This is a genomic window from Streptomyces sp. NBC_01351 (assembly GCF_036237315.1).
In the GTDB taxonomy this organism is placed as follows: Bacteria; Actinomycetota; Actinomycetes; order Streptomycetales; family Streptomycetaceae; genus Streptomyces.
Genome location: NZ_CP108356.1, coordinates 8,002,435 through 8,016,208, shown reverse-complemented (window position 1 = coordinate 8,016,208; position 13,774 = coordinate 8,002,435). Strand labels below are relative to the sequence as shown.

The window sequence follows — 13,774 nt, the reverse complement described above, 5'->3', positions numbered from 1 at the left end:
CCATGACCGATGACGCCTTTCGTGCGTTGTACGAGGAGCTGCGCGACAGGAGCCCGCGTCCCCCGGGCGACCGGCGCGGTACGCTCGGCCACCTGACGTCCGAGCGGGTGGTGGCCGCCGCCGCCGAGGTCCGCTCCGGACTCACGGTGTCCCTGGCCGCGCCCATCGAAACCCTGCCCGGCCCGGACAATCCCGACCCCGCACACCACCGGATGATCGCCCCCGCCGCCGGTGAGACCGGTGCCGGCGGGCTGCACTTCGCCCGCGACCGGTTCGCGATGAACGTGCACGGGGACGCGGACAGTCATCTCGACGCGCTGTGCCATGTGCTGTTCGACGGGGAGCTCTACAACGGCGTGCCGGCGAGCACCGTGACGCCCGAGGGAGCCCGTGCGCTCTCCGTCGAGGTCGTCTGGGACGGAATCGTCGGCCGTGGCGTGCTCCTGGACGTTCCGCGGCTGCGGGGCGTGCCCTGGCTGGAGCCAGGGGATCACGTGACCGCCGATGACCTGACCGCGGCTGAGGCGGCCCAAGGGGTCCGGATCCGGCCGGGGGACATGCTGTTCGTACGAGTGGGGCATCGCCTACGGCGCCGGGAGCTCGGGGCGTGGAACGCCGCGCGGGCCCGGGCCGGCCTTCATCCCACGGCCGTGCGGTTCCTGGCCGAGCGGCAGGTCTCCGTGCTGGGCGCGGACGGTAACCACGACACCGCCCCCAGCGCGGTGGCCGGGATCGACTTTCCCGTGCACGTGCTGGCCATGCATGCCATGGGACTGCATCTGATGGACTACCTGCAGTTCGAGGACTTGACCGAGACGTGCGCACGCACGGGCCGGTGGTCGTTTCTGTGCGTGATCGCGCCGCTCCGGCTCCCGTCGGCCACCGGCTCGCCCGTGAACCCGATCGCCGTTCTGTGACGCCCATGGGCGTGAAACCCTCCCGGTCGCCGCACACGGGAAGGGGGGATACGTTCGAAGAGGTGGGGTGGCTGCCGTGTCCCGGCAGCGCGCGGAGTCAGGGCCCGGCGAAAGGGCGGGGCCCACGAGCGCAAGGACGGTGGTCGTCGTGGGCGACTCCCCGCACTACGACGTCGTCATCATCGGTTCGGGCGCCGGCGGCGGTACGCTCGCCCACCGGCTCGCCCCGTCCGGCAAACGGGTACTCATCCTCGAACGCGGTGACTACCTCCCCCGCGAGCGGGACAACTGGGACTCCACCGCCGTGTTCGTGAAGGGCAAGTACCGTGCCCCGGAGTTCTGGCTGGACAAGCACGGCGACGAATTCCCGCCCGAGGTCAACTACTACGTCGGGGGAAACACCAAGTTCTACGGCGCCGCCCTCTTCCGGCTGCGGCCCGAGGACTTCGGGGAACTCCGCCACCACGACGGGCTGTCGCCGGCCTGGCCGATCCGGTACGAGGACCTGGAGCCCTATTACACGGAGGCCGAGCACCTCTACCTGGTCCACGGACGCCACGGCGAGGACCCGTGGGAAGGGCCGTACAGCGCGCAGTACGCCTACCCGCCGGTCGAGCACGAGCCACGGATCCAGCAGCTGAGCGACGATCTGGAGAAGCGGGGCATGCACCCGTTCCACCTGCCCATCGGCGTCAACCTGAGCCAGGACGAGAACGGGCGGGCGACCGAGTCCAGCGTCTGCATCCGCTGCGACCGCGTGGACGGCTTCCCCTGCCTGGTACGCGGCAAGTCGGACGCCCAGGTCATCTGCGTGGAGCCTGCCCTGCGGCATCCGAACGTCGAAATGATCACCAATTCCCGGGTGGTCCGGTTGGAGACCGACCCGACCGGACGTAGCGTCAGCACGGTCCTGACGCGGAGCGAGGACGGGGTCGAGGCCTCTTACTCCGCGGACATCGTGGTCGTCGCCTGCGGGGCGGTCAACTCGGCGGTTCTGCTGCTGGCCTCGGCCAACGACCGCCACCCCCGGGGGCTGGCCAACAGTTCCGATGTGGTCGGCCGGCACTACATGCGCCACAACAACCTTGCGCTGATGGCCATTTCGAAGGAGCCCAACGACACCAAGTTCCAGAAGACCCTGGCCCTGCACGACTGGTACCTCGGTGCCGACGACTGGGACTACCCGCTGGGCGGCATCCAGATGCTCGGCAAGTCGGACTCCGACCAGATCCATGGTGAGGCGCCCCGTTGGGCGGGTGCCGTGACCCCCGACATGCCCTTCGAAGTCATGGCCCACCACGCGGTCGACTTCTGGCTGTGCGGCGAGGACCTTCCCCTCCCCGACAACCGGGTCACCGTCGACGGCGACGGCACCATCCGTCTCGTGCTCGACGAGAAGAACAACATGGCGGGGCTGAAGCGCCTGCGGCACAAACTCCAGGGCATGCTCGGCCATCTGGGGATGCACGAGCACCAGCTCCTGTCGCGCAGCATCTACCTCCACAAGGGCATGCCGATCGGCGCCACGGCGCACCAGGCCGGCACCGTACGATTCGGCGACGACCCAGCCACATCCGCGCTGGACGTGAACTGCAAGGCCCACGATCTCGACAACCTGTACGTGGTCGACACGAGCTTCTTCCCGAGTATCGGCGCGGTCAACCCGTCCCTCACGGCGATCGCGAACGCCCTGCGGGTGGGCGACCACCTGGTGGAACGGCTGAGCTGACCCCGGAGCTTGCTCCGACCGGGGGGTGATGCTCGGCCGTGTGGCCCAAGAGCGCCTCGCCTGGGCCGCTGATCTCCGAAGAGGGTGCTTCCGTGACGTTCGGACTCTGTCGGGCAGCGGTCCGGCGGACCGCATCCGGACCGGGCAGTCGAGGAGGCAGTCGATCGTGAGTTCCACTGAGGATGTACCGCAGGGAGTGATCCCCGCTCATCTGCTCAAGGGCCAGAAGGCGCTGGTCACCGGTGCCAACAGCGGAATCGGAAGGGCAACGGCCATCGGCCTGGGCCGGGCCGGCGCCGATGTGGTCGTGAACTACGTGGCCGGCGCGGAAGAGGCCGAGAAAGTGGTCGCGGAAATCGCCTCGTTCGGCGTGCGCGCCGCCGCGTACGAGGCGGACGTGTCCCAGGAAGACCAGGTCGTGGCCATGATGGACCGGATGGTCCAGGAGTTCGGCACGATCGACATCCTGGTCGCCAACGCCGGACTGCAGCGCGACGCCCCGTTCGAGGAGATGACGCTCGCCCAGTGGCAGAAGGTGCTGGACGTCAACCTCACCGGCCAGTTCCTCTGCGCTCGCGAAGCGACGAAGGAGTTCCTGCGGCGCGGCGTCGTCCCGGAGGTGTCCCGTGCGGCCGGAAAGATCATCTGCATGAGCTCCGTCCACCAGGTCATTCCCTGGGCGGGGCACGCGAACTACGCCTCCTCCAAGGGGGGCGTGCAGATGCTGATGGCGACCCTGGCGCAGGAACTCGCGCCCAAGAAGATCCGGGTGAACGCGATCGCTCCCGGAGCCATCAAGACACCGATCAACCGGGACGCGTGGGAGACGGAGGACGCCCGGAAGGATCTGCTGCGGCTGATCCCGTACGAGCGCATCGGTGAGCCCGAGGACATCGCCCACGCGGCCGTCGCCCTCGCCTCCGACCTCATGGACTACGTCGTGGGCACCACGCTCTTCGTGGACGGTGGGATGACCCTCTTCCCCGGCTTCGCCACCGGCGGCTGACCCCGTCCGGCCAGTCATCCCGAGCGGCAAAGGAACGTATGCACACCACGGTCCATCTGCTGGCGGCAGACGCCCCCGCCCAACTGCTCCCGGCCAGGGAGCTCATGGCGTTCACCCTCGCCTCCCACATCATCCTGGTGCCGATGGGAGTGGCACTGCCGCTCATCACCCTCGTCATGCACTACCGAGGCCTGCGTCGGAACGACGCCACAGCCCTGCTGCTGGCCCGGCGCTGGTCGGCCGTGATGGCGGTGCAGTTCGCGATCGGCGTCGTCACCGGCACTGTGCTTTCGTTCGAGTTCGGCCTGCTCTGGCCGGGGCTGATGGGCAAGTGGGGCGATGTCTTCGGCATCGGGTTCGGCGTCGAGGCCTGGGCATTCTTCCTCGAAGCAGTGCTCATCGCCATCTACCTGTACGGCTGGCGCAGGCTGAAGCCACGCACCCACTTCCTGCTCGGGCTGCCGCTGCCGGCCACAGCGCTGCTCGGGGCCTTCGGCATCCTGGCCGCCAACTCCTGGATGAACACCCCGCAGGGGTTCTCGCTCGACGCCCAGGGCAATCCCGTCGACGTGGACGTCTGGAAGGTCATCTTCACCCCGATGTTCGGGCCCCAGTACTGGCATTTCGTGGTGGCGATGCTGGTGACGGCGGGCTACGTCGTGGCAGGTGTCTACGCCGTCGGATGGCTTCGCGGCCGTCGGGACCGCTACCACCGGCTCGGCTTCGCGGTCCCCTTCACCATCGCCGCTGCGGCCACTCCGGTGCAGCTCGTGCTGGGCGACTCGATCGCCCGGGCGGTGTTCCACAAGCAGCCCGTGAAGTTCGCGGCGATGGAGATCGTCTGGGAGACCGACAGCCACGTTCCGGAGTACCTGTTCGGCCGCCTCCACCCGGACGGATCGATCTCCGGCGGTATCAAGATCCCCCAGCTCGACTCCATCCTGGCCGGGTTCAGCCCGGACACCACGGTGACCGGGCTGACCTCCGTACCGGCGAGCGACCGGCCGAACGCCACTCAGGCCACGATCGCCCACTGGGCCTTCGACATCATGGTCGGAATCGGCACTCTGCTGGTGATCCTCGCCCTCTGGTACGGCCTGGTCTGGCTGCGCCATCGCCGGCTGCCCGCCTCGAAGTGGTTCTACCGCAGCGCCGCCTGCGCCGGTGTCGGCTCCGTCATCGCCGTCGAATGCGGCTGGATCACGACGGAAGTGGGCCGCCAGCCCTGGATCGTCTACCAGAACATGCGCGTCGCCGAGGCCGTGACATCGACCCGTTCCACCACCCTCTGGATCATGTTCGGCCTGGTGATCGTGGTGTACGTGTTCATCTTCGGGGCGTTCCTCACCGTCCTGCTGAAGATGCGCGACCGCTGGCGACTGGCCGACGAGCAGACGGACGGGCGGCCGGCCGAGGCACCGGAGGCTGTCACCCCGTACGGCCCCCGCCCTCCCGTCCCGGCCGGCGACACCCGCTCCTCGGGAGACAGCGGGCCCACTGCGTCCGGGGGTGATGGGCCGTGATCGCCGACGTCGTCGCTTTCGCGATGCTGCTCGCCGTGACCGCCTACGCCTGCGCCGGCGGAACCGACTACGGGGCCGGCTTCTGGGACCTGGCGGCCGGCGGAGCCGAGCGCGGCAAGCGCCCCAGATGGCTGATCGATCACGCCATGGCCCCCGTGTGGGAGGTCAACAACGTCTGGCTGATCTTCGCCCTCATCATCATGTGGACCGGATTCCCCGTGCTGTTCCAGACCGTGTTCACCGCGATGTGGCTTCCCCTGGCGCTGGCTGCCCTCGGGATGGTCCTGCGCGGTGCCGGATTCGCGCTGCGCAAGCCCAGCCGCCGACTGGCCCGGCGGCGCCTCTACGGTGCCGCGTTCGCCATCGCCTCCTTGCTCACCCCGTTCTTCCTCGGGGTGGCCGTCGGCGCCATCGCCACCGGCCGGGTCGCACCGGGCACCGAAGCCTCGGCGGACGCCTGGGCCACCTCGGCGTCCCTCCTGTTCGGACTCTTCACCGTCGCCGCGACCGCGCTCCTCGGCGCCGTGTTCCTGACCGCCGACGCCGCCCGCTTCGACGCACCCGACCTCGTCGGCTACTTCCGGCTCCGCGCCCTCCTCAGTCTCGTCGCGGTGGCCCTGGTGGCGGTGGGCGTGCTCCTCGTCACCCGCGGCGACGCCCCCCACGTCTGGCACGGACTCACCCACGGCGCGGGACTGGCGCTCGCGGTCGTGTCCGCCCTGTTCTTCGCCGCCACGGCGGTGCTCGTGCTGCGGAGGGAGGCCCGCTGGGCTCGCTTCAGCGCCGTAGGCCTCGTCGCCGCGGCCGTCTTCGCCTGGGGCCTCGCCCAGCGTCCCTACCTCATCCCCACGTCCCTGACCGTGGCGGACGCCGCGGGCGATTCCCAGACGCTGACCTGGCTGTCAGTGGTCAGCCTCGTCGCCCTGCTGCTCGTCGCCCCGGCAGTCTTCCTCCTCTACTGGATGGACACCCACGGCGAGCTGGAGCCCCTCACCGAGTCCGACCTGCGCCGGACCCGCCCCGCGCAGGGTGACGGAGCCGACGGCGACTGACCTTGCGGCGCCGCCCCGTTGGCCGCAGCCGAATCGGACGCCGACGGGGCAGCCGGCCTCCGGAACCCCGTCGAGTCCCCCATCGCGCCCGTGAGGCGAGAAAGGAAACCGCCGTGAGCGAGGACGACATCCTCCTCGGCATCGCCCTGGTCGTGGCCCTGGCCGCCGCCTGCCAGATCCTCGCCGGCAAACTGCGCGTCCCCGCGCTGATCCTGCTGCTGCCGGTCGGTTTCGCCGCGGGCGCCCTGACCGACGTCGTCCATCCGGACCAGCTGATCGGGGAGGAGTTCTCCGCCCTGGTGTCCCTGTCCGTGGCGGTGATCCTCTACGACGCCGGGCTCGGCCTGGACCTGCGCAACCTCACCGGCCACCCCCGCGCGATCGTGGGCAGGCTGCTGCTTTTCGGAGTCGCCCTTACCTTCCTCGGCGTCTGTGCCGTCGCCCCGGCCCTGTTCGGCATGTCGCTCAGGGTGTCCGCGATGGTAGGCATGATCCTCGTCGTGTCGGGGCCCACGGTCGTGGGGCCCCTGCTCCAGTACGTGCGGCCGACGGACAAGGTACGGCGCCTGCTGATCTGGGAAGGGACGCTGACCGACCCGATCGGCGCCATCCTCGGGGCCCTCGTCTTCCACGCCATCGCCACGACGCACCAGATCGACATCGGTCGCGGGTACCAGATCGGCCAGTTCCTCATCAGCATGGCAGTCGGCCTCGTGGGCGGAGCCGTCGGGGTCGCGCTGCTGTGGCTGACCCTGCGCGTGCTCCGGCTCGGTGAGACGCTCGGGACCCTGGCGCAACTGGCCACGGTGATCGCCGTTTCGGCAGGATGCGACATCGTCCGCGACGACACCGGGCTCATCGCCGCGATCGTCACCGGTATGGCCGCGGCCAACATCCGGGGCTTCGACATGCCCGCCCGTCGGCCCTTCTTCGAGACACTGGTCCAGCTGATCATCGGCCTGCTGTTCATCTCCATCTCGTCCAGCGTCACCCCGGCCTCCCTGACGCCCGTGCTCCTTCCCACGCTCGTCCTGGTCGCGTTCCTCGTCCTCGTGGTGCGGCCGCTTGTGGCATTCACCGCCACCATGGGCAAGGACATGACCCTGGGGGAACGGGCCTTCACGGGATGGATGGCCCCGCGGGGCATCGTCGCGGCCTCCACCGCGGCGGCCTTCTCCGCGACCCTCGTCCAACTGGGGCTGCGCGGCGCTTCCAAAATCCTTCCCATCACCTTCCTCGTGATCGTCTCGACGGTCGTGCTGTACGCCCTGACCGCCGGCCCCGTGGCCCGGCGGCTCGGCGTCGCCACGCCGAACCGCACACGGCCCCTCCTGGTGGGCGGCGCTCCGTGGGTGATTGCACTGGGAAGAACCCTGCAGTCGGCGGGGCTCGACGTGCAGATGTGGGCGGGACTGGACGAGGAGCGCGAACGGATCAAGGACGCCGGAATCAAACTGGCCAGAGGGGACCTGCTGGCGACGGCCACCAACCCCAGGGCGCGGCTGGAGGGAGTCAACGCCGTCTTCCTGCTCACCGATGACGACGACTTCAACGCGCTCGCCTCGGTGCTGGTCGAGGACAACGTCGAGGGACCCGTCTACCGGGTCGGACCGCCCCACCAGAGCCACGGTGTCGTCGCGCCCTACACGGGCGGCGCAGTCCTGTTCGGCGGTTCACTCGTCAGACACGTCCTGGCGGCACGGTACGAGCAGGGCGCCCGGTTCCTGGTGCAGCCCGCGTCCGATCAGCTCCCGCCGGGACATGAAACGCTGTTCGTGGTCCGCGACGACGGCCGGCTGGCGCCGGTGGACGAGACGCAGGCCGTCATCCCGCAAGAGGGCGACCTCGTCGTTCTCCTCGGCCCCGTACCGTCTCCTCCCGACTAGTGCCGTGACCCGGTGAACCTTTCCGGTCACGGACTAGCTGCTGCCCTGCCGCATGCGGTTCAAGGTCTCATCCAAGGTGATGGCCGCATCGATGAGCGCCAGGTGGGTGAACGCCTGCGGGAAGTTGCCGAGCTGCCGGCCCGTCAGGGCGATCTCCTCGGAGTACAGGCCCAGGTGGTTGGCGTACGTCATCATCTTCTCGAGCACGAGCCTGGCCTGATCGGCCCGCCCGGCCCGTGCCAGGGCGTCGACGTACATGAAGGTGCACAGGGAGAAGGTTCCTTCGGAGCCGCGCAGACCGTCGGGCGACGCCTCGGGGTTGTAGCGGTAGACCAGGCTGTCGCTGACCAGCTCCCGGTCCATCGCGTCCAAGGTGGACGTCCACATCGGGTCGTCCGGCGTGATGAAACCCACCGTCGGCATCCGCAGCAGCGACGAGTCGAGCACATCGCTGCCGTAGTGCTGGACGAAGGCCTTGCGGTCGGGGTCCCAGCCCTTCGCCAGGATCTGCCCGTAGATGTTGTCGCGCTCGGCGGCCCAGCGGCCGCTCTCGGCCGGCCGCCCGTGGGCGACCGCCAGCCGCAGCGCGCGGTCGAACGCAACCCAGGACATCACCCGGCCGTAGGTGAAGTGCTGGCGCCCGCCGCGGGTCTCCCACAGCCCCTCACCGGCCTGGTCCCAGTGGTCCACGAGCCAGTCCAGCAGGGTGCGCAGCGATGTCCAGCCCTGGATGTCCAGGTGGATGCCGTGCTGGTGGGCGAAGGAGATGCTGTCGAGTGCCTCGCCGTAGATGTCCAGCTGCAACTGGGTCGCCGCGCCGTTGCCTATGCGCACCGGGGCGGATCCCTGGTATCCCTCCCAGTGATCCAAGGTCTCTTCGTAGAGATCGGAGGAACCGTCCACCCGGTACATGATGTTCAGCGGTCCGGTGTCGGTGTTGCTGCCGGCCTTCTCCTTCACCCGGTCGCCCAGCCAGCCGATGAATGCCCTCGCCTCCTCCGTGAACCCCAGTCCCAGCAGCGCGTACACGGAGAAGGACGCGTCACGGATCCAGGTGAACCGGTAGTCCCAGTTCCGTTCGCCGCCCAACTGTTCCGGCAGGCCCGCCGTGGGGGCGGCCACCAGGGCGCCGCTGGGTGCGTACGTCATCAACTTCAGCGTCACGGCGGAGCGTTCCACCATCTCGCGCCATCGGCCCGTGTACCGGGACTGGTGGAGCCACGACCGCCAGAACTGCCTGGTGTCGTCGAAGAGCTCCTGGAACTCGGCGACGCGGATCTCGCGCGGCGGCCCCTGCGCGGCCGACTCCATGACCAGACCCCGCTGTTGTCCGGCCTCGAGCGCGAGCGAGACCCGCAGGTCGTGCTCGCCGGTGAGCCTGTGCACCACCCGTTCGTCCTCCGGCTCCCGCACCACGCTGAGGGTGAGTTCCAGGTCGTCCGAGGCGAACACCGCTCCGTTCGTGGTGATGTGCAGTGTGTGGGGCTTGCGGCCGTAGTCGAACCGTGGGGCGATGTCGATCTGGAACGTCATGCTGCCGCGTACGCACCGGAGCATGCGGACCAGGCAGTGGCGGTCCGTGGCTGTCGTTCCGGTCACCGGCATGAAGTCGACCACCTCGCCGGCACCGGACTCGGTCATGAATCGCGTCACGAGAATCGCGGTGTCCGGCAGGTACAACTGCTTCGTGGTGTACGTCTCGTCCGCCGGTCTGACCGTGAAATGCCCGCCCTTCTCCCAGTCGAGAAGAGCCCCGAACACGCTGGGCGAATCGAATCGCGGGCAGCAGAACCAGTCGATCGTACCGTCCGTGGTCACCAACGCCGCGGTCTGCAGATCACCGATCAGGCCATGATTTTCGATCAGCGGATAGTCAGCCATGGGAGAACCCCTTTCGACACCACCCAGTCAGGTTAAGCGCGGAATTCACGGCGAGCCCGGCGAGCCGGCTGCCTCTGCATCTGCCGGGAATCGCCTTTAGCATGGGAACGCACGAACTGGATGTTCAGGCCGCGTTGCACCGCCGAATCCGGAGGCTGCCCGTGCTGTCGAACCTTGCGCCGCACGCGAGCCGGCGATGATGTCCTGGGCGGCGCGCTTCCGGCTGCGGCAGTACGCCAAGGCAAGCCTGTGGATCATCCCCCTGATCGGACTCCTGCTGGGGGCGGTGCTCGCCGAGTGGGTTGCCGGTGTGCACAGGGCGGGCTGGCTGCCGGACGACTGGCAGTACTCCGCGACGACTGCGAGCACTGTGCTCAGCTCGGTCGTCGGATCCATGGTCGCGCTGCTGGGGTTCGTCGTGACGATCGGGGTACTCGTCGTCCAGCAGGCCACCGGAACGCTGTCCCCGCGCTACATGCGCCTGTGGTACCGCGACCGGCTGCAGAAGGCCGTCCTGGCCACGTTCACCGGAACGTTCGCGTACGCCTTTTCCCTGTTGCGCAAAATCGAGTCGGACACCGTCCCCGACCTGGGGGTGACCCTGTCCGGCGTGGCCGTCTCCGTCAGCCTCATGCTTCTGCTGATCTACCTCAACCGGTTCACCCACAACCTCCGGCCCGTGGCCATCGCGGACCTGGTGGGGCGCTTGGGCGAGAAGGTGCTCATCCGTGCGACGGAACGCATCCACCGCTCCTCGGCACGCGACGAGGCTTCCCTGGCGCCTGCCGGTCCGGTGACCCACATCCGGTCCGAACGGGGCGGAGTCATCCAGGCGTTCGACGCGGCGGGGCTGATCGCCACCGCCGTCCGCCACGACTGCGTCCTCGTCCTGGCCCACCAGGTCGGCGACTTCGTACCGCCCGGCACCACCCTCGTCGAGGCCCACGGCTCCGCGCGGGCGCCCGACCCACGGCGGGTGACCGGGCTCGTCGCCCTCGGAACCGAGCGCACCATCGAGCAGGATCCCGCCTTCGCCCTGCGCATCCTCGTCGACATAGCCATCCGTGCCCTCTCTCCCGCCGTGAACGACCCCACGACCGCCGTGCAGGTGCTCAACCACATCGACACGTTCCTGCACGTGGTCGGCCGGGCCCGGCTCCGCGGCCGGTACGTGCTCGCCGACGACGAGGGCCGGCCCCGGCTGGTGGTGCCGGGCCGCGGCTGGGAGGATTACCTGCTGCTCGGCGTCACCGAAATCCGTGAGTACGGGGCCACGTCCCTCCAGGTGTGCAGGCGGCTCCGCGCGCTGCTGGACGACCTGCTCGAAACCCAGCCGGCCGAGCGTCTGCCGGCGGTACGCGCGGAGCTTGCCCTCCTCGAGGAATCCGTCCGGCGGGCTTTCACCGACCCCGCCCGCCGCGCCAGCGCGCAGACGGCCGACCGGCAGGGTATCGGCGGTGGGCGGCGGCCCCGGAGCGAGCCCTCCCGATGAGCCGCTCACTCCTTCGGAAGCGCAACGCCCGCGTCGCGTCGCCGACCACGCTCGATGCCCCCGCCGTGACGTGCCTCGTCGTGGACGAAGCTGCGTGGCGGCCCGGCCGGCCCGTTCGTCCGAACAAAACCGCTCCGCGCCGCGGAATGCCCGTGGTGTCCGGATAATGGATGGAACGGCGAATGGAAGGGGACGTCTCGTGCCATCGGCTCGGCCGGGGGGCGAGAAGGCTCACGGCCCGTTCTGGTCCGAGCCGGGGACGCTGCTGGAGCATGTGCCCGTGGCCGTCTTCGGCATCGATGACCGCGACCACGTCTGTTACTGGGGGCCTGGCGCGAGGGACCTCTTCGGGTACGACTCCACCGCCGTCCTGGCGAAGCCCGGCGCCGTTCTCTTCGCCGACGGGCCGCCCCCTGGCGACTCCGATGCGTGCGCCCGGCTGACGGAGCGGGGCCGGACCCTGGGGTACTGGAGGGGCCGGCTGACGGCACGGCATCGTGACGGCACGGTCTTCGACTGCGGCTTCCGGGTGTTTTCCGTGACCGGAGCCGGAGGACCTTCGGTGGTGATGGTCCTCGCGAGCCGCAGCGACGAGCTTGATCGGGTCAAGACCAACCTCGCCTTCCTCGACGCCCTCTTCGAGACCTGCCCCATCGGTCTCGTCATGCTCGACCCGGACCTCCGGTACGTCCACCTCAACCAGGCGCTCGCCGACATGGACGGACTTCCGATCGAGGCGCACCTCGGGCTGCACATGGACGAAGTCATGATCATGTCCGACGGCGGCGAGTACCAGCGCATGCTCCGCGCGGTCGCCCTGGGCGGTGCGCCGGTCGTGGGGGCGCTGGTGGGTATGCGTCCGCGGGGGCATCCGGACCGTGACCAGGTGCGTTCGGTGAGCTTCTTTGCCCTGAGCCAGGCGGTCGGCTCGCGCCCCGGAGTGGGTGGGCTGATGGTGGATGTGACGGACCGGGAACAGGCCATCCTGGAAGCCACCGCCAGCCGTCGAAGGCTGGCGCTGCTGGACGGGGCCTCCACTCGCATCGGGACCACCCTGGACGTGAACGTCACCGCCCAGGAGCTGGTGGACGCGTCAATGCCGGACTTCTGCGACGGCGGCGTGGTCGAAGTCGTGGAGTGGATGGACGAGGCAGAGGATTTTGACCCGGCGCGGCCGCTGTTCACCCGCCGGATCGCCTCCGGGACGATCCTGCCCCCACCGGCCACCGAGCTTGTGAGCGGAGTGGAGACGGTGCGGTATCCGCCCGGCTCCGTCATCCACGACATGCTGCGAACCGGCCGTGCCATCTCCGCCGTGGTGAACGAGGAGTTCCTGGCCCGGACCGTCCTCATCGAGTCACGGGCACGGCTCTTCGCCGAGAGCGGGTTGGCCTGCGTCCTCGTCGCCCCGCTCATCGCCAGGGGCACGGTCCAGGGAATCGCCATGTTCGGCCGGTCCGCGGGCCGGCCGGCCTTCACCCGGGACGATGTCAGCCTGGCCAGTGAGCTCTCCTCACGTGCTGCGATCTGCTTGGACAACGCGCGTCTGTACAGCCGCGTCCAGGACATCGCCCTCACCCTGCAGCGGGCGTTGTTGCCCAGCGCGTTGGCGACCAGCCCGTACGTGGAAGTGGCCCACCGGTACGTACCCGGCAGTCGGATCACCGAGGTCGGCGGCGACTGGTACGACGTGATCAATCTGCCGGACGGCCGGGTCGTTCTCGTGGTGGGCGATGTGATGGGGCACGGGGTGTCGGCCGCCGCCGCCATGGGCCGCCTTCGTATCACCACCAAGGCTCTGGCCAGGCACGACAGCGAGCCTGCCGAGCTGCTCACCGAGCTGGACGCGTGCGCCCAGGAGGCCGGCATCGAGCTGGCGACGTGCCTGTACATCGTCTACGACCCGAACAGCGGACGCGCCCGCATCGCCAGCGCCGGCCACCCCCCGCCGCTGGTGCTCCGGCCGGACGGGACAGTGGAGACCATCGACGACGTCCTCGGAGTCCCTCTCGGCGTCGGCGGCTGTCCTTTCCGGACGATCGAGATCGAACTCCCCGAAAACGCGATCCTCGCCCTGTACACCGACGGCCTCATCGAGGCACGCGGCCAGGACATCGAGGCCGGCCTGGAAGCATTGCGCGCCGAACTGGGCAGAGCCCCGGCGGCGTTGGAAGCAATGGCGGACCGTATTCTCGCGAGCCTGCTCCCCACCCCGCCGGCCGACGACACGGTTCTCGTCCTCGCCCGCGTCCGCCGCGCCCCTCGAGAGCGTCGTCATTGAGCCGGTG

Annotated in this window: 9 protein-coding genes; 8 read left to right on the top strand and 1 reads right to left on the bottom strand. The window is 69.3% G+C overall.

The window, feature by feature from the left end:
• Positions 1 to 2: 2 nt before the first annotated feature.
• The 6 genes from OG625_RS36800 to OG625_RS36775 all read left to right on the top strand — a co-directional run bounded on the left by OG625_RS36800 (position 3) and on the right by OG625_RS36775 (position 8,113).
• Entirely contained in the window at positions 3 to 917 is a 915-nt protein-coding gene (locus tag OG625_RS36800; RefSeq protein ID WP_329389661.1) for a cyclase family protein, read from the top strand.
• A 148-nt stretch (positions 918 to 1,065) separates the two neighbouring features.
• Positions 1,066 to 2,646 carry a GMC family oxidoreductase gene (locus OG625_RS36795; RefSeq protein WP_329389659.1) on the top strand — a complete coding sequence of 527 codons (1,581 nt, stop codon included), beginning with the start codon at positions 1,066 to 1,068 and terminating at the stop codon, positions 2,644 to 2,646.
• A gap of 211 nt (positions 2,647 to 2,857) precedes the next feature.
• A complete protein-coding gene (locus OG625_RS36790; RefSeq protein ID WP_443067926.1) occupies positions 2,858 to 3,652 on the top strand; it encodes an SDR family oxidoreductase in 795 nt (264 codons plus the stop codon).
• 38 nt (positions 3,653 to 3,690) lie between these two features.
• On the top strand, positions 3,691 to 5,175 hold the full coding sequence (locus OG625_RS36785) for a cytochrome ubiquinol oxidase subunit I (RefSeq protein ID WP_329389655.1): 1,485 nt from the start codon (positions 3,691 to 3,693) through the stop codon (positions 5,173 to 5,175).
• Entirely contained in the window at positions 5,172 to 6,227 is a 1,056-nt protein-coding gene (locus OG625_RS36780; RefSeq protein ID WP_329389653.1) for a cytochrome d ubiquinol oxidase subunit II, read from the top strand. Before OG625_RS36785 ends, OG625_RS36780 begins: the two co-directional genes overlap by 4 nt.
• A gap of 113 nt (positions 6,228 to 6,340) precedes the next feature.
• Entirely contained in the window at positions 6,341 to 8,113 is a 1,773-nt protein-coding gene (locus tag OG625_RS36775; RefSeq protein ID WP_329389651.1) for a cation:proton antiporter, read from the top strand.
• A 33-nt stretch (positions 8,114 to 8,146) separates the two neighbouring features.
• Here OG625_RS36775 and OG625_RS36770 read toward each other — a convergent pair whose 3' ends face one another.
• A complete protein-coding gene (locus tag OG625_RS36770; RefSeq protein ID WP_329389649.1) occupies positions 8,147 to 9,994 on the bottom strand; it encodes a glycoside hydrolase family 15 protein in 1,848 nt (615 codons plus the stop codon).
• A 196-nt stretch (positions 9,995 to 10,190) separates the two neighbouring features.
• On the opposite strand from OG625_RS36770, the gene OG625_RS36765 reads away from it, so the two are divergent.
• On the top strand, positions 10,191 to 11,486 hold the full coding sequence (locus OG625_RS36765; protein WP_329389647.1) for a DUF2254 domain-containing protein: 1,296 nt from the start codon (positions 10,191 to 10,193) through the stop codon (positions 11,484 to 11,486).
• 199 nt (positions 11,487 to 11,685) lie between these two features.
• Positions 11,686 to 13,767, top strand: coding sequence for a SpoIIE family protein phosphatase (locus tag OG625_RS36760; RefSeq protein ID WP_329389645.1), 2,082 nt, complete (start codon positions 11,686 to 11,688; stop codon positions 13,765 to 13,767).
• Positions 13,768 to 13,774 lie beyond the last annotated feature (7 nt).

Excerpts from the sequence above, each read along its gene's own strand:
- OG625_RS36765 (WP_329389647.1), top strand. The coding sequence starts at position 10,191 with ATGATGTCCTGGGCGGCGCGCTTCCGGCTGCGGCAGTACGCCAAGGCA.
- OG625_RS36770 (WP_329389649.1), bottom strand. The coding sequence starts at position 9,994 with ATGGCTGACTATCCGCTGATCGAAAATCATGGCCTGATCGGTGATCTG.
- OG625_RS36800 (WP_329389661.1), top strand. The coding sequence starts at position 3 with ATGACCGATGACGCCTTTCGTGCGTTGTACGAGGAGCTGCGCGACAGG.
- OG625_RS36785 (WP_329389655.1), top strand. The coding sequence starts at position 3,691 with ATGCACACCACGGTCCATCTGCTGGCGGCAGACGCCCCCGCCCAACTG.